Source organism: Hydrogenophaga sp. (assembly GCF_036675665.1).
Taxonomy (GTDB): domain Bacteria; phylum Pseudomonadota; class Gammaproteobacteria; order Burkholderiales; family Burkholderiaceae_C; genus Hydrogenophaga.
Genome location: NZ_JAKFEO010000017.1, coordinates 11,862 through 35,057 on the forward strand (window position 1 = coordinate 11,862; position 23,196 = coordinate 35,057).

Here is a 23,196-nt window from a genome sequence, read left to right on the forward strand (position 1 = left end):
GGTGAGGGCTCGCCCGCCGACCCGGTTGGTTTCTAGAACGTCCCGAGGTCGAACGGCCCACCCTGTTCCAGCGCACGCTGGTAGGCGGGCCGCTCGTGGATGCGGCGCAGCCAGTCGGTGAGCTTGGGCCGGTTCTTCAGCAGGCCGCGCGCGGCGGCCGCTTCGATGCCGAAGCTCATCTGCACGTCGGCGGCGCTGAACGAGCGTCCCACGAACCAGGGGCCGTGTTCCGCCAGTTCGGCTTCGAGGTAGTCGAAGTGCCGTTTCAGGTTGGGCGTGACCAGCAGCCCCTTGATCTTGGACGAGATGCCCATGGCGATCGGCCGCACCAGCAATGGGCTCTTGCGCTCGATCTGGTCGAACACCAGCTGCAGCAGCAGCGGCGTGGCGAGCGAACCTTCGGCGTAGTGCATCCAGTAGCGGTAGCGCAGGAAGCTCGGTGTGCCCGGTTCGGGCGCGAACTTGCCCTCGCCGTAGGTCTCGACCAGGTATTCCAGGATCGCACCCGACTCGGCCAGCGTGGCCTTGCCGTCGGTGACCACCGGTGACTTGCCCAGCGGGTGAACCTTCGTCAGCGCAGGTGGCGCCAGCATGGTCTTGGGGTCGCGTTCGTAGCGCTCGATCTGGTAGGGCACGCCCAGCTCTTCAAGCAGCCAGAGCACGCGCTGCGAGCGCGAGTTGTTGAGGTGGTGGACGGTGATCATGTGGGCGTCTCTGCGGTGGTGGTCATGAAGCTGAGCAACGCCGAGGCCGTGGCCTCGGGCAGCTCTTCGGGAATGAAATGGCCCGCCGGCAGCGCCTCGCCGCTCGCGGTGCCTGCGCACTGCGCCTGCCAGAGCGCGAGCGGGTCGAAGAACTTCTGCACCACGCCGCGCTCGCCCCACAGCACGAGCATGTCGCAGGCGATGCGCCGACCGCGCGCGCGGCTCTCGCGGTCGTGATCCAGGTCGATGCCGGCGCTGGCACGGTAGTCCTCGCACGCGCTGTGGATGGCCTCCGCCCGGCAGAAGCAGCGCTCGTACTCGGCCAGCGCCTGCGGCTCGATGTGCGGCAGGCGTGGGCCGCCCTTGGCTGCCACGCTGCCCCAGCCACCGAGCTTGGCGTGCAGGTAGGCCTGCGCGTTGCCGCCGATCATGAGCTCGGGCAGCGGTGCGGGCTGGATCAGGTGGAACCAGTGGTAGTAGGCGCGGGCAAACGCCATGTCGGTGCGGGCGTACATGTCCAGCGTGGGCGCGATGTCGATCACGCAGAGTTTGCGCACCCTCTCGGGGTGGTCGAGCGCCAGGCGGTGCGCCACGCGCCCGCCGCGGTCGTGGCCGCAAAGGTAGAACGTGTCGATGCCCAGCGCGTCCACCACGTCGACCACGTCCTGCGCCATCGCGCGCTTGCTGTAGTTGCTGTGGTCGCTCAGACCGGGCGCGTGGGACGAATCGCCGTAGCCGCGCAGGTCGGGCAGCACCAGCTTGAAGTGCGGCGCGAGTTCGCGCGTCACGCGCTGCCACATCACGTGCGTCTGCGGAAAGCCGTGCAGCAGGACGAGCGTGGGGCCGTCGGCTTGTCCACCCACGCGCACGGCCGCCTGCGCGCTCTGGGTCTGCAGTTGTTGAAACTCGAATCCGGCGAACCAGTCAGAGGTCATGTGTTTGTCTCCTGCGTTCGAGTGTAGGCGTGGACCACGGCGACATCAGGCGAGCGCCTGCGGCAAGGCCCCCGCCAGAAAGTCCCACACCTGGCGGATGCGCGGGTTGCTGCGGATTTCGCGGTGCACCGCCAGCCACACGGGCAAGGGCGGGATAGAGAGCGTGGGCAGCAAGGGCACAAGGTCTGGATTCTGCCGCGCCACATAGCGCGCCAGAAAACCCACGCCCAGCCCCGCATCCACCGCGGCCTGGTAGGCGTTGAGGTCGTCGGTGCGCACGGCAAAGCTCTCGCGTTGCATCGGGTACCCCATGGCGGCGAAACCACGCAGGATGTCGGTGTTGCGGTCGTTGCCCACCAGGTCGTGCGCCAGCAGATCCTCGGGCACGCGTGGCGTGCCGCGACGGCGCAGGTAGTCGCGGTGCGCGTAGGTGCCCAGGGCGACCTGGCCCACCTTCTTGCACAGCAGCGTGGCCTGGTCGGGCCGCACCATGCGCAGCGCGATGTCGGCCTCGCGCTGCAGCAGGTTGCTCACCGCGTTGCTCGACACCAGCTCCACCTGGATGTCCGGAAAAGCCTGGCGCATCTGCACCAGCACCGGCGGCAGCAGCACGCACGTGACGGGCTGACTGGCGCTGATGCGCACGGTGCCTCGCGCGTCGGCCTGTGCGCCCGCGGCCTGGCGCGCCAGCTGATCGGCCGCACCCGACATGGAGCGCGCCGCTTCGGCCAGGCGGTGCGCATGTGCGGTGGGCACCAGCCCCCGGCCGGTGCGCTCGAACAGCACCACCCCGAGCTGAGCTTCAAGCTCTCCGATGTGGCGGCCCACCGTCGGCTGGCTGGTATTGAGAGCGCGGGCAGCGGCCATCAGGCTGCCGCGGTCCAGGGCCGCGAGGAACGATGGGATCAAGGCCCAGTTGAAGTCGCCGGTATGCATTTGTGCATGTCTGGTGTTTGAGTTCAGGCAATTGTGTATGGGGTCACAAGTTTCCACAATGCGTTCCATGGCACCGGCGGTCGGTGCTCTCTCTGGAGTCCCTTCATGAACACATCCCCTTCTTCTGCTTCGTCCGGCACCGTGCTGGTCCTGGGGGGTCGAGGCCGTTTCGGCCTGGCTGCGGTGCAGGCGTTTGCCCGGGGCGGCTGGCGTGTGCTGGCCCAGATGCGCCCCGGTGCGCAGGCGCCGCGGGTCGGTGGCGTGCAGTGGTTGACCCTGCCGCTGGGCACGGCGGATGCCGTGCAGGCGCTGGTGGATCAGGTGCGGCAGGCTGGCGGAGCGAGCGTGGTGGTGCACGCCCTCAATCCCAACCAGTACACGCGCCCGGCCTGGGAGCGGGAGGCCTGGCCCATGCTGCAGGCCGGGATGCGCGCGGCGCGATCGCTGGGCGCCACACTGATGCTGCCGGGCAATGTCTACAACTTCGGTCGGAGCATGCCGGAGCTGCTGATGGAAGGTGCGCCCTACCGCCCCAGCATGGCCATGGGCCAGATCCGCAGCGCCATGGAAGAGCGGCTGGAGGCCGCCACGCAGCGCGGCGAACTGCGCGCGGTGGTCGTGCGCGCGGGCAATTTTTATGGACAAGGCGAGGGCACCTGGCTCGACCGCGCCATGCTCACCGGCATCCGGCGCGGCAAGCTGGTGTTCCCCGGCCCCATGGACGTGGCCACGCCCTGGGCCTACCTGCCCGATCTGGCACAGACCTTCGTGGCGGTGGCCGGGGTGCGCCATTCGATGCCGGCTTTCGAGCAACTGCACTTCAGCGGTCACACGCTCACCGGCCGCGACTGGGTGGGCGCGCTGCAGCCGCTGGCCCGCGGGCAGGGCTGGCTGCGCGAGAACGAGGCGCTGCGCGTGGCGGGCATGCCCTGGCTGCCGATCCGCGCGCTGGGCACGGTGATGCCCACCCTGGGCGCGCTGGCCGCGCTGCGCTACCTGTGGAACCAGCCGCATCGGCTGGACAACCGCCGTCTGCGCGCGCTGATCGGCGGCGAGCCGCACACGCCCTGGCCGCTGGCGTTGCAGCGCACACTGCAGGGCCTGGACCTGCTGCCGCGGGATGGAGCGACCACCATCCTGCCTGCGCCCGCCCGGACCTGACATCCACCACCCCTGCAAGGAGATCACCATGGACCGCCGACGCTTCATCCGCCTCGCTGGTGGCGGCGCGATCGCCGCCACCAGTGTCACCAGCCTGACGGGCTGCAGCAGCGCGCTGCCGCCCGAGGCCATCGCAGCGTGGCAGGGGCCGGGCGAGCAGGCCGATGTGCGGCGCTGGCTGGTGGGCCACGCGCTGCTCGCACCGCACTCGCACAACATGCAGGCCTGGCTGGTGGACCTGGGCGTGCCCGGCGAGATCACGCTCTTCATCGACCGCAGCCGCCTGCTGCCCGAGACCGATCCGTTCTCGCGCCAGATGATGGTGAGCCAGGGCACCTTCCTCGAACTGCTTGACCTGGCCGCGCGGCAGAAGGGCCTGCGCGCGCAGATCGAGCTGTTTCCCCAGGGGGCCTTTGGCCCGACCACGGTGGACGCGCGGCCCACCGCGCGCATGCGCCTGGAGCCCGACGCGGCGGTGCAGCCCGATCCGCTGTTTGCGCAGATCTTTCTCCGCCGCACCAACCGCGAGGCCTACGAGGCGCGCGAGCCCGATGCCGCCGCGCTGCAGGCGATCGCCGCCAGCGTGCAGCCGCATGCGGTGCGCACGGGTTTCGTCGGCGCCGCGCAGCCCGAAGCGCTGGCGCAGCACCGGCGCATCGCCAAGGACGCCTGGCGCATCGAGCTGGTGACACCGCGCACGGTGCTGGAGTCGTTCAGGGTGCTGCGCGTGGGCCCGAAGGAGATCGCGCAACACCGCGACGGCCTCACGCTCAACGCTCCACTGGTGCGCGCGCTCGACGCCGTGGGCCTGTTTGACCGCACCGCCGCGCCCGGCCCCGACGACTTCGCGACCACCAGCCAGATCAAGGACTTCAACACGAAGATCGACACCACGCCCGCGTTCTTCTGGCTGGTGACCGAGGGCAATGACCGGGCCACGCAGGTCAACGCGGGCCGCGCCTTCGTGCGCGCCCAGCTCGCCGCCACCGCGGCGGGGCTGTCCATGCAGCCGCTGTCGCAGGCCTTGCAGGAGTACCCCGAGCAAGCAGGTCCCTACACCGACATTCACCAGCTGCTCGGTGCGCCCGCGCCGCGGTTCACGGTGCAGATGTGGGCCCGGCTGGGCCATGCGCCGACGATCGAGCCCTCGCCGCGGCGCGGGCTGGACGCGCACATTCTCAAGGCCTGAGGTCGAAGCTGGCCTGGGCCAGCGCCTTGCCATTGACCAGCAGCTCGATGCGATGCGGGCCCGGGTAGAGCGTGCGGGTGGTCACGGGCTTGAGGCTGTGGCGCTTGACCAGTGTGCGTTCTTCGCCGGCCGCCAGCGTGAGTTTCCAGCCCTTGAACACCTTGGGCGAGGTGGCGCCGTTGGCGCGCACGTGGTGCACCGCGTAGTCGATCTCCAGTGGTTGCGGCGCGCGCGCGGTGGACTGCAGCGTCACGCTCAGCCCGATCGACTCGCCCACCGCTGCGCCGGGGACCGACAGGCTCAGGTGGGCCTGACCTTTCAAGCCGCTGGCCAGCCCCCATGCAGCGAGCGTGTCCACGTGGCCTTGTTTGATCAGGCCGCGGCTGGCGTGGCGCAAGAGCGCGTTGCGCTCGGGAGTGGCCGCGATCAGGTGGTCTTTCACCCAGCCCGCCACCAGGGCCGGGTGGTCCTTGGCAATGTCGTTGAGGTGGTTGGCCACGCTGCGGCGCACGTAGCTGCTGGCGTCGTCCTGCAGGGCGCGCAGCAGTGGCAGCGCGGGCGTGGGGTCGGCCACCAGCGCGTGCAGCCGCAGGCCCCAGGGCAGGCGGGGGCGGCTGCCTTCGCTGACCAGCCGGCGCACGTGGGCGCTCGGGTCGGTGGACCATTGCGCCAGCACCGGCCACACCGCCTCGGGTTGCTGCTGGATGAAAGGGCGGATCGCGAACTCGGCCGTGGAGCGCTGGGTGAGCGCGTGCAGGCAGGCCAGCGAGCGTGCCACGTCGTGCTGCCCGTGGCGCGCGACGAACTCGCCCATCGACCAGATCACCCAGCCGTTCAGGCCCGCGGTGGCCTCGGCCGTGGACAGGCCGACGGGCTCGCCGGCCGTGTTGAACGGCAGTGGTGGCGCCAGGCTGGCTTCGAGCACGGTGCAGGCGGCACTGAAATCGCCGGGCAGCGTGGCGTGCATCGCCCGGGCCAGTTGCAGCATGCGCGCCTTGAGTTCGAGCGCGTCCAGGCCGTCGTTGGCGAGCGCCTCGAAGCGCGGTCGGTCAAAGCCGCGCCACGCGCGCTGCAGGTGCAGGCCGGCGTTGGCCACGGTGGCGGCGTTGATCAGGTTCTTGAACGGTTCCATGTCAGGGCAGTCGCTGCAGCAGACCGGCCAGTGCGTGCCGCACGGTGGCCGCGCGCACGGCGGCCCGATCGCCGTCGAAGCGCTGGTGTTCGGTGAACGAGCCCGCTGGCGTGGCCCAGCCAAACCAGACCGTGCCCACCGGTTTGTCGGCGCTGCCGCCGGTGGGGCCGGCCACGCCGGTCACGGCCACGGCAACTTGCGCCGCGGACTGCGCCAGCGCGCCCGCGGCCATGGCGCGGGCCACCGGCTCGCTCACCGCACCGTGCTGCGCGATCAGCGCGGCGGGCACGCCCAGCATGCCGGTTTTCGCGGCGTTGGAGTAGGTGACGAAGCCGCGCTCGAACCAGTCGCTGGAACCACTGAGGTCGGTGCAGGCACCCGCGATCAGGCCGCCCGTGCAGCTCTCGGCGGTGGCCATCATCAGGCTGCGCTCCTTGAGCTCGCGCGCGAGCGCCAGCACCAGTTCGGGGGTGTTCATCAAAACCTCCAGAGTGCGATGACCAGCAGCGTGCAGGCCGCAGCGGCGAAATCGTCGAGCAGGATGCCGAAGCCGCCGCGCGGACCGAAGCCCTTGAAGCGCTGGTCGGCCCAGGCCATCGGGCCGAACTTCACCGCGTCAAAAAAGCGGAACAGGGCAAACGCCACCAGCTGGGCCCAGAAGCCCGCTGGCGCGATCAGCCACAGCACCAGCCAGAAGGCCACCACCTCGTCCCACACGATGTGACCGGAGTCGGCAACGCGCATGTGCTTCGCGGTCACGGTGCAGGCCCACCAGCCCACCAGCGTGCCCGCCCCGATCAGCAGCGCCCAGGCAGGGCTCGACATCACCGGCTGCAGCAGCAGGAAGGCCGCCCAGGCCCACAGCGTGCCCACGGTGCCCGGCGCCAGGCGGCTCAGGCCTGCCCCGGCGCCCAGCGCGATGAAGTGGGCCGGGTGGGACAACAGGAAGGCCCAGGTCGGGCGGGCCACAGGGGCGCAAGGGGTGTCGAGCATGAGCGGATTATCGGCCGGTGCTCTTGTTGGACCGTGATGCCAGCGCGATACTGGCGCGCACCACGAAGGGGGCGAGGGCTTGTTCACACTGTTTTTCCAAGATGCGTTGCGGACCAAAAAGGCCATGCGCAAGGCGCGAAACGCAGACGGGCCGGTGGCCCGGCGAGGCTTCGCAACGCGGCGCATGGCCTTTTTGGCCGCAACCCGAAGGGAATGGGTTGAAAGCAACGCCACTCTTCGTTGCACTCCTAGGCCAGACACCCAGTCTGGCCGTCGTCCCGCGCCTCGATTGGCGTTGTTTTCAACCCATTCGCATTTGGAAAAACAGTGTGAGCAAGCCCTGACATGGAGATGAACACCGGTGCCATCCTCACCGCCATGGTGTTGGGCGTGATGCTCACGGGCGCCGCTTCGTGGGTGGTCTCGGGCCTGTACCGCCGCCGCATGCTCGCGCTCATGCGGCGTTCGCCGCCGCCCGATCCGGCACAGCCCGTGGCCGCCACCCCGGCCCCTGCGCCAGCCAAGCCCGCCGTCACGCTGGACGCGGGCGCCAACCGGCGTGCAAGCTGGCGCTACCTGTTCGCGGTGAGCGCGCTGAGCCTGCTGATCGGGGTGACCCAGTCGGTGCTGGCGCTGCTCTTCATCTACGGCAGCGAGCTGCTCAGTGTCGGGCGGGCGCTCACGCTTGGTGTCGTTTATGCATGGCCCATGGCGCTCACCTGGGGGCTGGTGCGGCGCTGGTCCTGGCTGCGCACGCTGGGCGCCATCGGCTTCTATCTGCTGGCCATGCTGGCGCTCACCTGGTGGCGCTCCGTCTCGCCGCAGCCGCTCACCACCTCGCTGGGTTGGCTGGGTGGTCTGGTGCTGATCCCGGTGCTGGTCACGCTGGTGATCGGCGCCAGCGGGCGCATTCGCGCGGTGGCGCCCTACCTGTTGCCCATCTTCATGCTGCTGGCGGCCTCGTCGGTGTTGGCCCTGCAGCTCCTGGTGAGCGGCGTGGACGATCCGCCGCGTTGGTTGATCACACTGGTCGGCACGGTGGGCGCCTGGCCCGCCATCGTGTTGATGGCGCTGGCGCCGTGGCTGTTGCTCGCCTGGCCAGCCTGGGCCATCGCCCGCGCACTGGCGCGCGCGTATCGGGGCAAGCGCTTTTCCGATCTCTGGTACCTGCTCGCGGCGTACTGGCTGGTGGTGTTGGGCGCCTCCGCGCTGCCATCGCTGCAAGGGGTGGGGCTGATCGCGCTCACCCAGTTCATTCCGTGGTTGTGGATTCCGCTGGCGGCCTGGGCCTGGCGCGGTTGGCTGGCGCCGCGGGGTGCGCCGCCCACGCTGCTGGTGTTGCGCGTGTTCCAGCAGGACGCAGGCGTGCAGGCCCTGTTCGATCGCGTGGTCGAGCGCTGGCGCCACTCGGGCAACACGGTGCTGATCGCCGGCACCGACCTGCTCAGCCGCACCATCGATCCGGACGATGTGTTCACCTTCCTCGACGGTCGCCTGGCCGAGCGCTTCGTGGCCAACGAGGCGCAAGTGGCCGAACGACTGCGCGACTTCGACCTCGCGCCCGACCCCGACGGCCGCTACCGGGTGAACGAGTGTTATTGCTTCGACAGCACCTGGCAGCAGGCGCTCGCCGCGCTGGTGGCGCAGGCCGACGTGGTGCTGATGGACCTGCGCGGCTTCCAGGCGCGCAACCAGGGCTGCCGCCACGAGCTCGGTGTGCTCGCCACCGCACCCCACCTGCAACGCGTGGTGCTGCTGTTTGACGGCAACACCGACCGCCACACCGCGCTGGCCGATCTGGCCGGTGCGCCTGAAGGGCGTGTCGTGTGGGTGGAGGCCGGGCGGCTGGAGCAGAAGCGCGTGGCGCAGATCGTGGGCGCGCTGCTGCGCGACCAGCGCTGATCCCGTTTTTCAGGCGAAGTGGTCGAAGCTGCGCGTTGACACCGCCACCGGGTGGCCCGACGCATCAAGCACCCGCAGGCCAGGCGCCGCACCGATGCGGCCGATGCGCTGCACGGGGGTGTGGCTGGCCTGCGCGGCCGCCTCCACCGCGGCGCGCGCGGTGGGCGCGGCGGTGAACAGCAGCTCGTAGTCGTCACCCCCGTTGAGGATGCAGTCCAGACGCCGGGCCGGCGTCAGCGGCCGCAGCGCAGGCGCCACGGGCAGGGCGGGCAGCGCGATCTCGGCGCCCACGCCGCTGGCCTGCAGGATGTGCCCGAGGTCACCCAGCAGGCCGTCACTCACGTCGATGGCTGCGTGCACCGCGCTGCCCAACGCCGCCAGCCGCGTGCCCAGCCCCACGCGCGGCGTGGGGCGCTCCAGTCGCTGGCGCAGTTCGGGGTACTGCGACAGCGCTTGCGGACCGCAGGCCGATGTGGCCCATGGCGTGCCGCGCATCAGCTCCAGCGCCAGCCGCGCCTCGCCGGTGCGCCCGGTGAGGTAGAGGTCGTCGTCCACCTGCGCCTGGCTGCGCTGCATCGCCAGGCCAGGGCGCACTTCGCCCATCACGGTGATGCAGATGTTGAGCGGGCCGCGCGTGGTGTCGCCGCCCACCAGCGGGCAGGCATGCTGGTCGGCCAGCGCAAACAGGCCCAGGGCAAAGGCGGTGAGCCAGTCCTCCTGCGCCTCGGGCAGGGCCAGTGCGAGGGTGAAGCCCAGCGGGTGGGCGCCCATGGCAGCCAGGTCGCTCAGGTTCACCGCCAGGGCCTTGTGGCCCAGCGCCTCGGGGTCGACGCCCGCGAAGAAGTGCCGGCCTTCGACCAGCATGTCGGTGGAGACCGCCAGCAGGTGGCCCGGCCGGGGCTGCAGCAGCGCGCAGTCGTCGCCAATGCCGAGCACCACCGGCGTTGGGGCCGCATGGCCTTCGCGCTGGAAGTGGCGCCGGATCAGCTCGAACTCACCCATGCGCGGAGGGCGTGCCCGGCGCGTCGCGCTGGCCCGCAGGGGCGGGCGGCTCGTCTTCGTCGGTGCGCGCGTGTTTGGGGGGCCACAGAAAGCTCATTGGCGCGGCGCGGATGCGGCGCTTGATCGCGGCGCGGATCAGCAGGCGGTTGACCTCGCTGATGTTCTGCGCCTGCAGCGCAAGCCGGAACGCCAGGTAGAAGCTCACGCCCAGGTTGATCGGCCCGATGGCGAGCACGCCGGCCACCGCCCACCAGAAGCCCGACTCCTTGAACACGCCCCAACCCAGGGCCATGGCGGCGGCGGCGACCTGGCCGGCTGAGAGCGTGACGTGGCGTACGTCCAGGCCGATGCCGAAGAAGGTCATGAAGGCGGGCACCAGGCCGAGCATGAAGCCCAGCGAGATGTTGCCCGCCAGGCCCGAGACGTTGCGGCGCATGAAGTCGGCCCAGCGCGCGGCGCGAATGCGCCCGAGCACGGCGGTGAAGCGCGGGTTGTGCTGCATGGCCGAGTCCAGGTTGTGGAACACGTACCAGTTCTCCACCCAGCCCGCGATGATGCTGGAGGCGAACAACAGCACGCCGGTGAAGGCCGCAAACAGCAGCAGGGGGCCGAGCAGGCTGATGTCGCGCAGCACATGGCGCGCCTTTTCTTCGTCGACCATGGCCGCGCCGGTCACCAGTTGCATGGTCAGACTGATCAGCACCACGATCGGGATCACCATGCCGATGTTGCCGACGATGGACGCGATCTGCGATCGGAACAGGTTGGCCACCTCGTCGACGAAGCGGCGTACGGCGCCAGGCTGTTTGATGTCGCGCAGCTTGGCCACCATGGCTGGCGCGGTCACCGCGGGCTGCTTGGTGGCCAGCGTGAGGTGCAGCAGCATGATCACCACGAACGAGGTCGCGTAGTTCACGCCGTTGGCAAAGCCGCCCCAGAACGCGGTGAGACCCAGCCCCACCATCAGGAACTTGACCCAGACGGTGACGCCGACGATGGCGCCGCCGCCCGCGGCCTTGTGCAGCATCTCGCGGTACTCGGCGGCATTGCGGGTGATGTAGTGCTCGCCGCTTTCGGCGCTGCGCTCGGCGACCTTGGCCGCGGTCAGGTGCGAGCTGCTGGCAATCAGCGCGCGGATGCTGCGATTGTCGATCCCCACCTGGGCCAGATCGGCCAGCAGCGCCACGGTGGCGCGTTCGGGCTGGTCGGATTGCAGGCAGTCCAGCAATTCCTTCACCCGCACCACACGCTCGCGCAGTTGGCGCAGCCGGAACACGATGCCCACCGAGACGCCGTGTTCTTCCAGGTGCGAGTACACCGAGTAGGCCGCGTGGCGGCAGGCGTCGAGCTGGTTGCGCAGCCTCGTTGCCGCCTCCAGCGCCTCAGGGCTTTGCGCGCCGTGCACCCGCACCGCGCGGCGCAGCGACTCCAGATCGCTGGGCAACTGGTGAAAAGGCTTCTGTTGTTGCGCATCGGGCGACATGCGCACCCGGATCTCGGAGGCAAAGCCGGTGGCACTGACCTGGCTCACGCAGGAAATCATGGCGTCCATCAGCGCCACCTGCCAGAAATCGGCCGTGTCGGCGCCGGGCTCCAGCCCCGTTCCGATCAACAGGTTGCGCAGGCGCAGCAGCGTGGCGCTGTCCAGCGCCTTGAGCCAGCGCACGTCAAAGCGCGTGGGCAGCAGCAGGCCGAACAGTTCGGCCAGATCGGTGGTCTCGGGCGTGTTGGGCAGCACCTTCTTGCGCAGGCGGTTGCCGAACTCGCTCAGAAAGGCGGTGCGGGGCGCAAAGCCGTGATCGGCCAGCAGGGGGGTGATGTCCACCGTTTCCACGAAACGCTGCCACCAGCGCCTCCAGCGCAGTTGCAGTTCGGGCTGCGCCTGGACGCTGTCGAGAAACTCGCGCACCCGAGCCACGCTGGCCTGCACGTCCTTTTCGTCGCCACGCACCCAGCGCATGGCGTCGATCAGCCACAGGTGGCGCTGGGCCAGGGGCGCGTCGGGGTCGAGAGTCTTGAAAAGGGACAGGGCTTGCATGCGCTCAGCGAAGGGGTGGACGCTGGCTGGATCCGAGGGCTGCGCCTCAGTGCAGCACTCGCGACGGTGTGTCGCCAGCGCCGGTCGCGCGCAGGGCAAATTCGGGCACTTCGGCTTCGAAGCGTTCGCCGTCTTCGGCCACGCAGAAAAAGCTGCCCCGCATGGTGCCCGTGGGCGTCTTCAGGCGGGTGCCGCTGGTGTATTGAAACGATTCACCGGGGCGCAGCAGCGGCTGATGGCCCACCACGCCCAGGCCCTTGACCTGCTCGGTGTGGCCGTGTTCGTCGTCGATGATCCAGTGCCGCGCGATCAGCTGCGCGGTCGCCTCACCGGTGTTGGTGATGGTGATCGTGTAGGCGAAGGCGTATTGGTCTTCCTCGGGCGAAGACTGTTCGCTGAGGTACTGGGGCTCGACCTCGCAGGTGAACAGGTATTTGGGCATGGGCGGCATGTTACCCCGGGCCTGCACAGCGCCGTGATGCCTGCCAAAATGCACCCGCCCGCCCACTTCCCATCCCTCACAGGTTGACCATGTCCCACAACCCCAGCCCCGCGTTCATCGCCCCGTCCATCCTCTCCGCCGACTTTGCCCGCCTGGGCGAAGAAGTGAAAAACGTCATTGCCGCGGGCGCCGACTGGATCCATTTCGACGTCATGGACAACCACTACGTGCCCAACCTGACCTTCGGGCCCATGGTCTGCCAGGCGCTCAAACCCCACGCCATCAAACCCGACGGCACGCCGGTGCCGATCGACGTGCACCTGATGATCCAGCCGGTGGACGCGCTGGCCGGCGCCTTCATCGACGCCGGCGCCGACCTGGTGAGCTTCCACCCCGATGCGAGCGCCCACGTGCACCGCAGCGTGCAGGCCATCAAGGCCAAGGGTGCCCAGGCCGGCCTCACCTTCAACCCTGGCCAGTCGCTGGATGTGCTGGACTGGCTGATCGACGACATCGATCTGATCCTGATCATGAGCGTCAACCCCGGCTTCGGCGGCCAGAGCTTCATCGACTCGGCGCTGCGCAAGATCGAGGATGCGCGCAAGCGCATCGAAGCCAGCGGCAAGAACATCCGCCTGGAAGTGGACGGCGGCATCAAGCCCGACAACATCCGCCGCGTGGCCGACGCCGGCGCCGACACCTTCGTGGCCGGCAGCGCGATCTTCGGCAAACCGGACTACAAGGCGGTGATTGATCAGATGCGGGCTGCGCTGGCATGATGGGCAAGGCCGGACTCCGGCCATCAAGAAGTTCACTGATGTCGATGACAGGGGGGGATTCCATGGCCGCCATGCAAGACGCTGTGCTCAACGCAGCCAACCTTTTCCTGACCTACGTGCCCTGGAAACTGCGCCGGCATCTGATCAACAACAGCGACATGCTGCAACGCATGCTGTTTTCGGGCGGCAGCAACGGGCTTGGGAAAACGGCTCAAGAGCTCAGGGTCGGGGGACGTTGGACAAAGAGCGCTGGAGAGCCCTTGAGCTCCGACGCTGCGCCGCTGGTGCGCGCGCTGGGCGCCGGATTTCAACAAATGAAGACCCAGCAGCTCACGGTCGATGAGGCTTATCGCCCCGCGCCCACCTGGGCGGAGATCTTGGCGGCGGAGTGGTCACCGCTGCTGGCGCAACTGGAGGGGGGCAACGATGCCGCGTTGGGGCCCTTTCTGCACGAGTTCTTTCGCAACGGCGGTATCTCGGGGCTGTGGGGACACCGCGCCATGTACGAGCAATTTTGCAAGGAACAAGGCTGGGTGAAGACCAAGCGTGAGACGCGCTTCATCAGCCAGTTCGAGACGTGGCGGGGCGAAATGCCCCTCGCCAGCCTGGACGAACTCAACCAACCCAGGGTCGGCGATCCCTGGGGGTTCGACGTTGATGGCCGGCTTGTGATCGAGCCAGCCTTCGAGTACCACGAGATGGCATGCCGGGTGCGCGACCTGCTGGCGGGCGTGCGCAACCCGGTCGTGCTGGAAATTGGCGGTGGCTTTGGCGGTTTGGCCTGGCACATCTGCAAGCAGATCCCCGGCGTTCGCTACATCGCGCTCGACCTGCCGGAAAACGTCATTGTCCAGAGCTGGTTCCTGAGCCGCGCCCTGCCTGACCACCAGGTCTGTTTCAACAATGTCGACACGGCCGACGCTGGCACACCGGGTGAGGTGGACATCAGCGTGTTGCCCAACTGGTCGATACAGGACCTGCAATTGCCGCGCTGCGACCTGGCGATCAACATACGCAGCTTTGGCGAGATGAACCGCAGCACGCTGGAGCGCTATTTTTCAGAGTTGTCCCGCCTCAAACCCACGTGGATCTATCACGAGAACCTGAAGACGCCGCGCAAGGATGCGTTGTATGGCATTGCGTCCACCGACTACCCGCCGTTGCGCGGCTACAGATCGATCTACACCTGCGAATCGCGTTGGCCCCGGTACAACAAAGCCAGCACGTATCCGTGCCAGGAGAACCTTCTGATGGCTGAACACGAGGAATCCTGATGTGGCCGTTCTTGAATCGTTCCTCCGATGGGATCAGTTCCGTCATCGTGGACCTTGACGGAACGATGGTCGACACATTGGGTGACTTCGACGTCTCCCTGAACCAGACGCTGAAGGACCTCGGTCGGCCGGGCGTGACCCGGGCCGACATCGAGCGCATGGTGGGCAAGGGCTCGGCGCACCTGATCCGCTCGGCGCTGTTGCATGGGGGTCTCGGGGTGGATGACGCAACGGCGCTGCAGGCCGATGCCTGGAGGCGTTACCAGGCGCACTACCTCGCCATCAACGGGCAGTACAGCGCCGTGTACCCGGGCGTGATCGAGGGCCTCACGGCTTTGCGCGCCCGCGGACTGCCGTTGGCCTGCCTGACCAACAAGCCCCGCGGTTTTGCCGTGCCACTGCTGAAAGCCAAGGGTTTGCTGGGTTTTTTTGCCCACGTGTTTGGCGGCGACAGCTTCGAGCGCACCAAGCCCGACCCGCTGCCCTTGCTGAAAACCTGCGAGGCGCTGGGCACGCCGCCGGCGAACACGCTGATGGTGGGCGATTCTCAGAATGACGGCATCGCGGCGCGCGCGGCCGGGTGTCCGGTGGTGCTGGTGACCTATGGGTACAACCACGGCGAGCCGATCGCGCTGGCGCCGCACGACAGGCTGATCGGCTCGTTGGCCGAGCTGACCGCCTGAGACGAACTATTTTTTCGGTTTGCCGAGAAGCGCGTCTTTCAACATCCAGTCCGCTGGCTTGGGGCCGAGCCAGATGCGCATGAGTGCGTTGAAGAACTCGGGCTCCTTGAAGGGCTCCCCCTCCACAGTGCCCTTGATGGTGAGCACCGTGCCGGTGCCGGGAATCCAGTCGATCAGAAAGGTGTCGCCGGCCACCAGCTTCTTGTGATCGCTGAACACCTGGCTCATGCGCAGCACGCCAGGAATGAGCTTGGAGAAGGCGGCGCGGTCCATGTTGTCCTCCATGCCGCGCGAAAACAGTTTGCCCAGCTCGGCCGAATCGATGTCGCGCAGCATGGTGATGGACATGCGCCGGGGGCCGGTGGCGGCCAGCACAGCTTCGGGAGTCTCCACTTTCTGACCCAGATAGAGCCCGGCGGCGTAGACCTTGAACACCGCCTTGTAGCGAGTGCCCGCGCCGTTGAGCAGCAAGGGTTGGCCAGCGACAGTCACCCGGTCTTCCAGTTTGACGCCGCTGATGTCCACGGTGGCAGCCTGGGCCAGTGCAGGCAATAGCAGGGCGGTGCACAGGGTGACCGCCCCCAGGATCGATGGGGAGAGCAAGTTGCGTTTCATGGGGTTCCCGGGTCGGTTAAAAAAGAACAGTCGTTCTATTTTTCCCATTCTCCCCTCGGGTCAAAGCCGCGCTCAGAGGGTTTAGCCGTAAAACCAAAGCTTCTGCGCGTGACCCACGACACGCCACAAGGCCTTTGCTACACTCCCGCCACCATGTTCAACCCATGCACAACCCCCTCAGGTGTTCTGCCGAGCCGCAACGGCCGGGGAGCCTGGCCCTGGCGCAAGCCAGCGTAAACGTGCACTCCCCCCGGGGCTGGCACAGCGTTCAACGGGCCAGGCGCCCGCCGCTGTTTCACCCCACCCTAGCCCGGCAGCAAGCCTGACCGGATGGCATGGAACCCAGCGCCCCGCCCGATGTGTCGATGACCCGACGCGTGGCCGACGGAAAGAACGAACATGATCACGGAACTCGAATTCAAGAGCCTGGCCCAGCAGGGCTACAACCGCATCCCGTTGATGGCCGAGGCCTTCGCGGACCTCGAAACCCCGCTCTCGCTCTACCTCAAGCTCGCGCATGGGCGCGGCGACGGCAAACACAGCTTCCTGCTCGAATCGGTGGTGGGCGGTGAGCGTTTCGGGCGTTACAGCTTCATCGGCCTGCCCGCGCGCACGCTGCTGCGCGCCACCGGCTTTGGAAAGGAAGCCAAGACCGAGGTGGTGCGCGACGGTGCCGTGGTCGAGACGAACCAGGGGAATCCGCTGGACTTCATCGCCGCCTACCAGCAGCGCTTCAAGGTGGCGTTGCGCCCTGGCCTGCCGCGCTTCTGCGGCGGCCTGGCCGGCTACTTCGGTTACGACGCGGTGCGCCACATCGAGAAGAAGCTGGAGAACACCTGCCCGCCCGACACCCTGGGCTGCCCCGACATCCTGCTCTTGCAGTGCGAAGAGCTCGCGGTGATCGACAACCTCTCGGGCAAGCTCTACCTGATCGTCTACGCCGACCCGGCGCAGCCCGAGGCCTACGCCAACGGCAAGAAGCGCCTGCGCGAACTGCGCGAGGCACTGAAGTACTCGGTGAGCGCGCCGGTGGTCAAGCCCAGCCAGGGCTATCCCGCAGAGCGTGACTTCGCCAAGGCCGACTACCTCAAGGCGGTGGACCGCGCGAAGGAGCTGATCGCCGCTGGCGATTTCATGCAGGTGCAGGTGGGCCAGCGCATCAAGAAGCGCTACACCGAGTCGCCGCTGAGCCTGTACCGCGCGCTGCGCTCGCTCAACCCCTCGCCCTACATGTACTACTACCACTTCGGCGATTTCCACGTGGTGGGGGCCTCGCCCGAGATCCTGGTGCGCCAGGAGAACACGGTCGAGGGCACCAAGGTGACGATCCGCCCGCTGGCCGGCACCCGCCCGCGCGGCGCCACGCCCGAGCAGGACAAGGCGACCGAAATCGAACTGATCACCGACCCGAAGGAACGCGCCGAGCACGTGATGCTGATCGATCTGGCGCGCAACGACATCGGCCGCATCGCGAAGATCGGCACGGTCAAGGTGACGGAGGCGTTTGCGGTCGAGCGCTACAGCCATGTGATGCACATCGTGAGCAACGTCGAAGGCATGCTGGTGGATGGCATGACCAGCATGGACGTGCTCAAGGCCACTTTCCCCGCCGGCACGCTCACCGGCGCGCCCAAGGTGCATGCGATGGAGCTGATCGACCAGCTGGAGCCGACCAAGCGCGGCATCTACGGCGGCGCGTGTGGTTACCTCAGCTATGCGGGTGACATGGACGTGGCCATCGCCATCCGCACCGGCATCATCAAGGACCAGACGCTTTACGTGCAGGCCGCGGCCGGCGTGGTGGCCGACTCGGTGCCCGAGATGGAATGGAGGGAAACCGAGCACAAGGCGCGCGCGCTGCTGCGCGCGGCCGAGCTGGTCGAGGAGGGTCTGGAATGAGCGCGAACAAACCGCTTCAAGTCCTGATGGTGGACAACTACGACTCGTTCACCTTCAACATCGTGCAGTACCTGGGTGAGCTCGGCGCCCACGTGACCGTGGTGCGCAACGACGAGATCACGGTGGACGAGATCGACCAGCGCCTCGTCGCCGGGCAGATCGACCGCCTGGTGATTTCACCCGGCCCGTGTTCACCCGCCGAGGCCGGCATCTCGGTCGCGGCGATCCGGCACTTCGCCGGCAAGCTCCCCATCCTTGGCGTCTGCCTGGGCCACCAGAGCATCGGCGCGGCCTTCGGCGGCCAGATCATTCGCGCGCAGGAACTCATGCACGGCAAGACCAGCGTGATCACCACCACGCAGGCCGGTGTGTTCGCCAACCTGCCCGAGCAGTTCACCGTGAACCGCTACCACTCGCTGGCCATCGAGCGCGCGAGCTGCCCCGACTGCCTCGAGGTCACGGCCTGGACCGACGACGGCGAGATCATGGGCGTGAAACACAAGACGCTCGCCATCGAAGGCGTGCAGTTCCACCCCGAGAGCATCCTCACCGAACATGGGCACGCGATGCTCAGGAATTTTCTGGAACAAACATGAAAACCGTTGACCTGAGAAGCGACACCGTCACGCAACCGACGGTCGCCATGCGCGAGGCCATGATGGCCGCACCGCTGGGCGACGACGTCTTCGGCGACGACCCCTCGGTGCAGGCGCTGCAGGAGCGTGTCGCCGCCATCACCGGCAAAGAGGCCGCACTCTTCATGCCCAGCGGCACGCAGAGCAACCTCTGCGCGATGCTGGCGCACTGCGAGCGCGGCGACGAGTACATCGTGGGCCAGAACGCGCACACCTACCGCTACGAAGGCGGTGGCGCCGCCGTGCTGGGCAGCATCCAGCCGCAACCGCTGGCCCAGAACGCCAGCGGGCAGATGCAGCTGGCCGACATCGCCGCGGCGATCAAGCCCGATGACCCGCACTTCGCGCGCACGCGCCTGCTGTGCCTGGAAAACACCTGGAACGGCCATCCCATGCCGGCCGACTACCTGGCCCAAGCCACGGGTCTGGCGCGCGAGCACGGCCTGGCGGTGCACCTGGACGGCGCGCGCGTGTTCAACGCGGCGGTGGCCGCCGGCGGTGATCCGTACACCGCCGTGCGCGGCATCGTCGACCGCTTCGACAGCGTGTCGGTGTGCTTCAGCAAGGGCCTCGGCGCGCCGGTGGGTTCGGCGCTGTGCGGCTCGAAAGATCTCATTCGCCGTGCGCTGCGCTGGCGCAAGATACTCGGCGGCGGCTTGCGCCAGTCGGGCCTGCTCGCGGCCGCGGCGCACCACGCGCTGGACCACCACGTGCGCCGCCTGGCCGATGACCACGCGCTCGCGCAACGCCTGGCGCAGGGGCTGGCCGGCATCGATGGCCTGTCCGTGCGCTCCGCGCAGACCAACATCGTGTTCGTCGATGTGGCGAGCGGGCGCGGCCCGGACCTGCTGGCGCACCTGGCGCGCGACGGGGTGCTCGCCACCGGCCTGATCGGCCTGCGCTTCGTGACCCATCTCGACGTCGACGCGGCCGGCATCGACCGCGCGATCACCAGCGTCAAGACCTTCTTTGCCCAGGGCGGTGATGCGTCCGCCGCGCGGGCGGCCGGCACGGCCGTCTACTGACCGGAGGTCGCCATGCCCGAGCTGCCGCAACTCCTGCTCTTCATCGCGGCCGGCTGGCTGCTCAACCTCACGCCCGGCCCGGACGTGCTCTACATCGTGACCAACGCGCTCAGAAGCGGCGTGCGTGCCGGCATCGTGGCCGCGCTGGGCATCGTCAGCGGCTGTTTCGTGCACGTGTTCGCCGCGGCCATCGGCGTGAGTGCGCTGCTGGCCACGTCGGCCACCGCGTTCACCGTGCTCAAGTGGATCGGCGCGGCCTACCTGCTCTGGATGGGTGTGCGGCTGCTGTTCTCGAAGGCCACGCCACTGGATCTGGGCGCGGGCACAACCGAGGTGAACCTCTGGCGCGTGTACCGACGCGGTTTTCTCACCAACGTGCTCAACCCCAAGGTCGCGCTGTTCTTCCTGGCCTTCGTGCCACAGTTCATCGCACCCGAGGCACCGAACAAGGCGCTGGTCTTCCTGCTGCTGGGGCTGGTCTTCAACCTCAACTCGCTGCCGATCAACTTCGGCTATGCCTGGCTCGCCGCCTGGGCCGCGCGCCGCGTGCAGGTGGTGCAGCGCGCCATGCACTGGATGGACCGCGCCGCCGGCCTGCTCTTCGTCGGCTTCGGCCTGAAGCTGGCCATGACCGACAATCCCGCCCAGTAAAAAGACACGGAGACACCATGCCGCACACCGCCGCCGCGCACAAGATCACCCCGCAGGAAGCCCTGCAGCGCACCATCGAACACCGCGAGATCTTCCACGATGAGATGCTGCACCTCATGCGCCTGATCATGAGCGGCGAGATGTCGCAGGTCATGATGGCGGCCTTCATCACCGGCCTGCGCGTGAAAAAGGAAACCATCGGCGAAATCACCGCCGCCGCGCAGGTGATGCGCGAGTTCTCCACCAAGGTGCATGTGGCCGACAAGACGAACCTGGTCGACATCGTGGGCACCGGCGGCGACGGCTCGCACACCTTCAACATTTCCACCTGTTCGATGTTTGTGGCCGCCGCAGCCGGTGCGCGCGTGAGCAAACACGGTGGGCGCAGTGTCTCGAGCAAGAGCGGCAGCGCCGACGTGCTGGAGAGTCTGGGTATCGACATCAACCTTTCCCCCGAAGCCATCGCGCGCTGCATCGAGCAGGTCGGCGTGGGCTTCATGTTCGCGCCCAACCACCACCCGGCCATGAAGAACGTGGCCCCGGTGCGGCGCGAGCTCGGCATCAAGACCATCTTCAACATCCTGGGTCCATTGACCAACCCAGCCTCCGCGCCCAACATCCTCATGGGTGTGTTCCATCCCGACCTGGTGGGCATCCAGGTGCGCGCGCTGCAGCGCCTGGGCGCCGAACACGCCGTGGTGGTGTACGGCCGTGACGGCATGGACGAGGTCTCGCTCGGCGCGGCCACGCTGGTGGGCGAACTCAAGGACGGCGAGATCACCGAATACGAGATTCATCCCGAGGACTTCGGCATGACCATGGCCAGCAGCCGGGCGCTGCGCGTGGAAACGCCCGAGGCCTCGCGCCAGATGCTGATGGGCGTGCTCGAAGGCCGGGACGACCCGACCTTCAAGGCCGCCAGCGAGATCGTGGCGCTCAACGCCGGCGTGGCGCTGTACGCGGCCAACGTGGTGCCCGACATGGGCGCGGGCATCGCGCTGGCGCGGCGCACGCTCGCATCCGGCGCAGCCTTGGCCAAACTCGAACAACTCAAGGCCTTCGCGGCCTGACCCGGAACACCCCATGAGCGACATCCTGCAGAAGATCGTGGCCGTCAAGCACGAGGAAATCGCCACCGCCCAGCGCAAGAAGCCGCTCGACGTGGTGCGCTTCGATGCCGAGAGCCGCGTGCTCACGCGCGACTTCGAAGGCGCGCTGCGCCGCAAGATCGCCGCCGGCCAGGCCGCGGTGATCGCCGAAGTGAAGAAGGCCAGCCCGAGCAAAGGCGTGCTGCGCGAAGACTTCATCCCGGCCGACATCGCGCAAAGTTATGCCGAGGGCGATGGCCAGGTGAGCGCGGCCTGCCTGTCGGTGCTCACCGACCGGCAATTCTTCCAGGGCAGCCCCGATTTCCTGAAGCAGGCCCGAGCCAGCTGCGACCTGCCGGTGCTGCGCAAGGACTTCATGGTCGACCCCTACCAGATCTACGAGGCCCGGGCCATGGGTGCGGACGCCATCCTGCTCATCGCGGCCTGCCTGGACGATGCCCAGATGGCCGACCTCGAAGCGCTGGCGCTGGGTTTGAACATGGCCGTGCTGGTGGAGGTGCACGATCGCGCCGAGCTGAAGCGCGCGCTCAAACTCAAGACGCCGCTGGTCGGCGTCAACAACCGCAACCTGCGCACCTTCGAGGTGACGCTGCAGACCACGCTGGACCTCATGGTCGATGTGCCGGCCGACCGGCTGCTGATCACCGAGTCCGGCATCCTGGGTCGGGGCGATGTGCAGGCCATGCGCGCGGCTGGCGTGCACGCCTTCCTGGTCGGCGAGGCCTTCATGCGCGCGCCCGAGCCGGGCCTCGCGCTGGCCGAACTCTTCGCCTGAGCGCCCGGCCATGCGGGATGCGCAAGCTTGGGCAGACCTGACGGCCGATTTCTGGTCGTCGACCGAAGGGTCGGCGCTGAGGTCTTTCCTGGCGGCTCGACGCGCCCAGGGTGCCGCCGTCTACCCTCCCGAGCCCCTGCGGGCGCTGCAACTCACCGCACCGGAAGAGGTGCGGGTGGTTCTGCTGGGCCAAGATCCATACCACGGAGCCGGGCAGGCCGAAGGGCTGGCGTTCTCGGTGGCGCCTGGCGTGAAGCCGCCGCCCAGCCTGCGCAACATCTTCCAGGAACTGCAGCGCGATCTGGGCCTGCCGCAGCCGAGCGACGGCTCGTTGGTGCGTTGGGCTCGGCAGGGCGTGTTGCTGCTCAATACCTGCCTGACGGTGGAAGACGGCCAGCCCGCCAGCCATGCCAAGCGAGGCTGGGAGTCGTTCACCGACCGCGTCATTGAGCGCTGCAGCGCCACCGGCCAGCCCAAGGTATTCCTGCTCTGGGGTGCACATGCCCAGAAGAAGGCAGCCCTGATCGATGCCGGGAGGCACCTGCTGCTGTTCGCCAACCACCCATCACCCCTGTCGGCCCGCCGTGGCCCCCTGCCGTTCATCGGCTGTGGTCATTTCAGCCAGGCGAATGCCTGGTTGGCCAGCCAGGGATTCCCGACCATCTCCTGGTGATTGGTGGGCTTGCAGCGAGGCTGGCACGCCCGTCAAAAACCATGGCATAATCGCGGGCTGCGCTATGGAGGGGTGGCCGAGTGGTTAAAGGCAGCAGACTGTAAATCTGCCCGCTTACGCGTACGCTGGTTCGAATCCAGCCTCCTCCACCAGCGATCGATGTGTGACTTGTAGGCGACGGGACTTGCGTCCGACGAATCAGGCCCTGTGGGTGGATTCGGGCGGATGGGGCGAAATGTGGGGCGAATTGGCGGGAGTAGTTCAATGGTAGAACCCCAGCCTTCCAAGCTGATGACGCGGGTTCGATTCCCGTCTCCCGCTCCATGTCCTGTCGATGGTCGGTTTTGAATGTTCCGGGATGGTCGGCTTGCCGACTTCCTTGGCCCTTGTGGCTCAGTGGTAGAGCACTCCCTTGGTAAGGGAGAGGTCGCGGGTCCGATTCCCGCCAAGGGCACCAGTTGTTTGCAGATCTGTACTCGCAGGTTTTTTTGGTTGTTTCGGCAGTTTTGATTTGGAGCTGAAAAATGGCAAAAGAGAAATTTGAGCGGACCAAGCCGCACGTGAACGTGGGCACGATTGGACACGTTGACCACGGCAAGACGACGCTGACGGCGGCGATCACGACGGTGCTGGCGGCCAAGTTT

24 protein-coding genes and 3 tRNA genes are annotated in these 23,196 nt (G+C 67.8%); 17 read left to right on the top strand and 10 right to left on the bottom strand.

Annotated features, from left to right (window positions below; genetic code table 11):
- Window positions 1–32: 32 nt before the first annotated feature.
- The 3 genes from V6M63_RS08915 to V6M63_RS08925 are packed head-to-tail and all read right to left on the bottom strand — an operon-like array spanning window position 33 to window position 2,575.
- Window positions 33–704 carry a glutathione S-transferase family protein gene (locus tag V6M63_RS08915; RefSeq protein ID WP_332741235.1) on the bottom strand — a complete coding sequence of 224 codons (672 nt, stop codon included), beginning with the start codon at window positions 702–704 and terminating at the stop codon, window positions 33–35.
- Complete coding sequence (locus V6M63_RS08920) at window positions 701–1,639, bottom strand: alpha/beta fold hydrolase (RefSeq protein WP_332741236.1); 939 nt, start codon at window positions 1,637–1,639, stop codon at window positions 701–703. The genes V6M63_RS08915 and V6M63_RS08920 overlap by 4 nt, the downstream gene beginning before the upstream one ends.
- Before the next feature lie 45 nt (window positions 1,640–1,684).
- Window positions 1,685–2,575, bottom strand: coding sequence for a LysR family transcriptional regulator (locus tag V6M63_RS08925; RefSeq protein WP_332741237.1), 891 nt, complete (start codon window positions 2,573–2,575; stop codon window positions 1,685–1,687).
- A gap of 105 nt (window positions 2,576–2,680) precedes the next feature.
- Here V6M63_RS08925 and V6M63_RS08930 point away from each other — a divergent pair, with 105 nt between their 5' ends.
- Together V6M63_RS08930 and V6M63_RS08935 are read left to right on the top strand one after the other, a co-directional pair.
- Window positions 2,681–3,736, top strand: a complete 1,056-nt coding sequence (locus tag V6M63_RS08930; protein WP_332741238.1) for an NAD-dependent epimerase/dehydratase family protein — start codon at window positions 2,681–2,683, stop codon at window positions 3,734–3,736.
- A gap of 28 nt (window positions 3,737–3,764) precedes the next feature.
- Window positions 3,765–4,925: an Acg family FMN-binding oxidoreductase gene (locus tag V6M63_RS08935; protein WP_332741239.1), complete on the top strand. Its 1,161-nt coding sequence runs from the start codon at window positions 3,765–3,767 to the stop codon at window positions 4,923–4,925.
- Here V6M63_RS08935 and V6M63_RS08940 read toward each other — a convergent pair.
- Genes V6M63_RS08940 through V6M63_RS08950 form a run of 3 tightly spaced genes read right to left on the bottom strand, consistent with a single transcriptional unit; the run spans window position 4,915 to window position 7,050 of the window.
- Complete coding sequence (locus V6M63_RS08940) at window positions 4,915–6,057, bottom strand: DNA alkylation repair protein (protein ID WP_332741240.1); 1,143 nt, start codon at window positions 6,055–6,057, stop codon at window positions 4,915–4,917. The genes V6M63_RS08935 and V6M63_RS08940 overlap by 11 nt on opposite strands.
- A 1-nt stretch (window position 6,058) precedes the next feature.
- Window positions 6,059–6,535: a CinA family protein gene (locus V6M63_RS08945; RefSeq protein WP_332741241.1), complete on the bottom strand. Its 477-nt coding sequence runs from the start codon at window positions 6,533–6,535 to the stop codon at window positions 6,059–6,061.
- Window positions 6,535–7,050, bottom strand: coding sequence for a phosphatidylglycerophosphatase A family protein (locus V6M63_RS08950; RefSeq protein WP_332741242.1), 516 nt, complete (start codon window positions 7,048–7,050; stop codon window positions 6,535–6,537). Before V6M63_RS08950 ends, V6M63_RS08945 begins: the two co-directional genes overlap by 1 nt.
- A gap of 345 nt (window positions 7,051–7,395) precedes the next feature.
- Between V6M63_RS08950 and V6M63_RS08955 the strand changes: the two genes are divergently transcribed.
- Window positions 7,396–8,952, top strand: coding sequence for a hypothetical protein (locus V6M63_RS08955; RefSeq protein WP_332741243.1), 1,557 nt, complete (start codon window positions 7,396–7,398; stop codon window positions 8,950–8,952).
- Between the two features lie 9 nt (window positions 8,953–8,961).
- Here V6M63_RS08955 and thiL read toward each other — a convergent pair whose 3' ends face one another.
- The 3 genes from thiL to apaG are packed head-to-tail and all read right to left on the bottom strand — an operon-like array spanning window position 8,962 to window position 12,434.
- On the bottom strand, window positions 8,962–9,954 hold the full coding sequence (gene thiL / locus V6M63_RS08960; protein WP_332741244.1) for a thiamine-phosphate kinase: 993 nt from the start codon (window positions 9,952–9,954) through the stop codon (window positions 8,962–8,964).
- Window positions 9,947–11,992: a site-specific recombinase gene (locus V6M63_RS08965; RefSeq protein WP_332741245.1), complete on the bottom strand. Its 2,046-nt coding sequence runs from the start codon at window positions 11,990–11,992 to the stop codon at window positions 9,947–9,949. The genes thiL and V6M63_RS08965 overlap by 8 nt, the downstream gene beginning before the upstream one ends.
- Window positions 11,993–12,038: 46 nt before the next feature.
- Entirely contained in the window at window positions 12,039–12,434 is a 396-nt protein-coding gene (gene apaG / locus V6M63_RS08970) for a Co2+/Mg2+ efflux protein ApaG (RefSeq protein WP_332741246.1), read from the bottom strand.
- Window positions 12,435–12,523: 89 nt separating this feature from the next.
- Here apaG and rpe point away from each other — a divergent pair, with 89 nt between their 5' ends.
- The 3 genes from rpe to gph are packed head-to-tail and all read left to right on the top strand — an operon-like array spanning window position 12,524 to window position 15,170.
- A complete protein-coding gene (gene rpe, locus V6M63_RS08975) occupies window positions 12,524–13,213 on the top strand; it encodes a ribulose-phosphate 3-epimerase (protein ID WP_332741247.1) in 690 nt (229 codons plus the stop codon).
- Window positions 13,210–14,487, top strand: a complete 1,278-nt coding sequence (locus V6M63_RS08980; RefSeq protein WP_332741248.1) for a putative sugar O-methyltransferase — start codon at window positions 13,210–13,212, stop codon at window positions 14,485–14,487. Before rpe ends, V6M63_RS08980 begins: the two co-directional genes overlap by 4 nt.
- A complete protein-coding gene (gene gph, locus V6M63_RS08985) occupies window positions 14,487–15,170 on the top strand; it encodes a phosphoglycolate phosphatase (RefSeq protein WP_332741249.1) in 684 nt (227 codons plus the stop codon). The genes V6M63_RS08980 and gph overlap by 1 nt, the downstream gene beginning before the upstream one ends.
- Window positions 15,171–15,176: 6 nt before the next feature.
- Here the strand turns inward: gph and V6M63_RS08990 are convergent, their stop codons facing one another.
- Window positions 15,177–15,785 carry a chalcone isomerase family protein gene (locus V6M63_RS08990; protein ID WP_332741250.1) on the bottom strand — a complete coding sequence of 203 codons (609 nt, stop codon included), beginning with the start codon at window positions 15,783–15,785 and terminating at the stop codon, window positions 15,177–15,179.
- 399 nt (window positions 15,786–16,184) lie between these two features.
- Here V6M63_RS08990 and trpE point away from each other — a divergent pair, with 399 nt between their 5' ends.
- The 11 genes from trpE to V6M63_RS09045 all read left to right on the top strand — a co-directional run.
- The gene (gene trpE / locus V6M63_RS08995) at window positions 16,185–17,684 is read left to right on the top strand and encodes an anthranilate synthase component I (RefSeq protein ID WP_332741251.1); all 1,500 of its coding nucleotides are present in this window, start codon (window positions 16,185–16,187) and stop codon (window positions 17,682–17,684) included.
- A complete protein-coding gene (locus tag V6M63_RS09000) occupies window positions 17,681–18,280 on the top strand; it encodes an anthranilate synthase component II (protein ID WP_332741252.1) in 600 nt (199 codons plus the stop codon). The genes trpE and V6M63_RS09000 overlap by 4 nt, the downstream gene beginning before the upstream one ends.
- Window positions 18,277–19,344, top strand: coding sequence for a low-specificity L-threonine aldolase (ltaE, locus tag V6M63_RS09005; RefSeq protein ID WP_332741253.1), 1,068 nt, complete (start codon window positions 18,277–18,279; stop codon window positions 19,342–19,344). The genes V6M63_RS09000 and ltaE overlap by 4 nt, the downstream gene beginning before the upstream one ends.
- 12 nt (window positions 19,345–19,356) lie before the next feature.
- Complete coding sequence (locus V6M63_RS09010; protein WP_332741254.1) at window positions 19,357–19,995, top strand: LysE family translocator; 639 nt, start codon at window positions 19,357–19,359, stop codon at window positions 19,993–19,995.
- A 17-nt stretch (window positions 19,996–20,012) separates the two neighbouring features.
- A complete protein-coding gene (gene trpD / locus V6M63_RS09015) occupies window positions 20,013–21,065 on the top strand; it encodes an anthranilate phosphoribosyltransferase (RefSeq protein ID WP_332741255.1) in 1,053 nt (350 codons plus the stop codon).
- A 13-nt stretch (window positions 21,066–21,078) separates the two neighbouring features.
- Window positions 21,079–21,879 (top strand): indole-3-glycerol phosphate synthase TrpC, encoded by an 801-nt coding sequence (trpC, locus tag V6M63_RS09020; RefSeq protein ID WP_332741256.1) that lies wholly within the window; start codon window positions 21,079–21,081, stop codon window positions 21,877–21,879.
- 10 nt (window positions 21,880–21,889) lie between these two features.
- Window positions 21,890–22,552 carry a uracil-DNA glycosylase gene (locus V6M63_RS09025; protein WP_332741257.1) on the top strand — a complete coding sequence of 221 codons (663 nt, stop codon included), beginning with the start codon at window positions 21,890–21,892 and terminating at the stop codon, window positions 22,550–22,552.
- A 66-nt stretch (window positions 22,553–22,618) separates the two neighbouring features.
- A tRNA-Tyr gene (locus V6M63_RS09030) sits at window positions 22,619–22,704 on the top strand.
- Window positions 22,705–22,802: 98 nt separating this feature from the next.
- Window positions 22,803–22,876: transfer RNA gene (locus V6M63_RS09035), tRNA-Gly, on the top strand.
- 58 nt (window positions 22,877–22,934) lie between these two features.
- Window positions 22,935–23,009 (top strand) — tRNA-Thr (locus V6M63_RS09040).
- Window positions 23,010–23,076: 67 nt separating this feature from the next.
- A partial coding sequence (locus tag V6M63_RS09045) for a GTP-binding protein (RefSeq protein ID WP_253194645.1) occupies window positions 23,077–23,196 on the top strand: 120 nt, incomplete at its 3' end.

Coding starts and splice junctions, on each gene's coding strand:
- V6M63_RS08940 (WP_332741240.1), bottom strand. CDS start 6,057: ATGGAACCGTTCAAGAACCTGATCAACGCCGCCACCGTGGCCAACGCC.
- V6M63_RS09010 (WP_332741254.1), top strand. CDS start 19,357: ATGCCCGAGCTGCCGCAACTCCTGCTCTTCATCGCGGCCGGCTGGCTG.
- V6M63_RS08990 (WP_332741250.1), bottom strand. CDS start 15,785: ATGAAACGCAACTTGCTCTCCCCATCGATCCTGGGGGCGGTCACCCTG.
- V6M63_RS08945 (WP_332741241.1), bottom strand. CDS start 6,535: ATGAACACCCCCGAACTGGTGCTGGCGCTCGCGCGCGAGCTCAAGGAG.
- gph (WP_332741249.1), top strand. CDS start 14,487: ATGTGGCCGTTCTTGAATCGTTCCTCCGATGGGATCAGTTCCGTCATC.
- apaG (WP_332741246.1), bottom strand. CDS start 12,434: ATGCCCAAATACCTGTTCACCTGCGAGGTCGAGCCCCAGTACCTCAGC.
- V6M63_RS08930 (WP_332741238.1), top strand. CDS start 2,681: ATGAACACATCCCCTTCTTCTGCTTCGTCCGGCACCGTGCTGGTCCTG.
- V6M63_RS08915 (WP_332741235.1), bottom strand. CDS start 704: ATGATCACCGTCCACCACCTCAACAACTCGCGCTCGCAGCGCGTGCTC.
- V6M63_RS08950 (WP_332741242.1), bottom strand. CDS start 7,050: ATGCTCGACACCCCTTGCGCCCCTGTGGCCCGCCCGACCTGGGCCTTC.
- rpe (WP_332741247.1), top strand. CDS start 12,524: ATGTCCCACAACCCCAGCCCCGCGTTCATCGCCCCGTCCATCCTCTCC.
- V6M63_RS09000 (WP_332741252.1), top strand. CDS start 17,681: ATGAGCGCGAACAAACCGCTTCAAGTCCTGATGGTGGACAACTACGAC.
- trpC (WP_332741256.1), top strand. CDS start 21,079: ATGAGCGACATCCTGCAGAAGATCGTGGCCGTCAAGCACGAGGAAATC.
- V6M63_RS08935 (WP_332741239.1), top strand. CDS start 3,765: ATGGACCGCCGACGCTTCATCCGCCTCGCTGGTGGCGGCGCGATCGCC.
- V6M63_RS09025 (WP_332741257.1), top strand. CDS start 21,890: ATGCGGGATGCGCAAGCTTGGGCAGACCTGACGGCCGATTTCTGGTCG.
- V6M63_RS08925 (WP_332741237.1), bottom strand. CDS start 2,575: ATGCATACCGGCGACTTCAACTGGGCCTTGATCCCATCGTTCCTCGCG.
- V6M63_RS08980 (WP_332741248.1), top strand. CDS start 13,210: ATGATGGGCAAGGCCGGACTCCGGCCATCAAGAAGTTCACTGATGTCG.
- V6M63_RS08955 (WP_332741243.1), top strand. CDS start 7,396: ATGGAGATGAACACCGGTGCCATCCTCACCGCCATGGTGTTGGGCGTG.
- thiL (WP_332741244.1), bottom strand. CDS start 9,954: ATGGGTGAGTTCGAGCTGATCCGGCGCCACTTCCAGCGCGAAGGCCAT.
- V6M63_RS08920 (WP_332741236.1), bottom strand. CDS start 1,639: ATGACCTCTGACTGGTTCGCCGGATTCGAGTTTCAACAACTGCAGACC.
- V6M63_RS08965 (WP_332741245.1), bottom strand. CDS start 11,992: ATGCAAGCCCTGTCCCTTTTCAAGACTCTCGACCCCGACGCGCCCCTG.
- trpD (WP_332741255.1), top strand. CDS start 20,013: ATGCCGCACACCGCCGCCGCGCACAAGATCACCCCGCAGGAAGCCCTG.
- ltaE (WP_332741253.1), top strand. CDS start 18,277: ATGAAAACCGTTGACCTGAGAAGCGACACCGTCACGCAACCGACGGTC.
- trpE (WP_332741251.1), top strand. CDS start 16,185: ATGATCACGGAACTCGAATTCAAGAGCCTGGCCCAGCAGGGCTACAAC.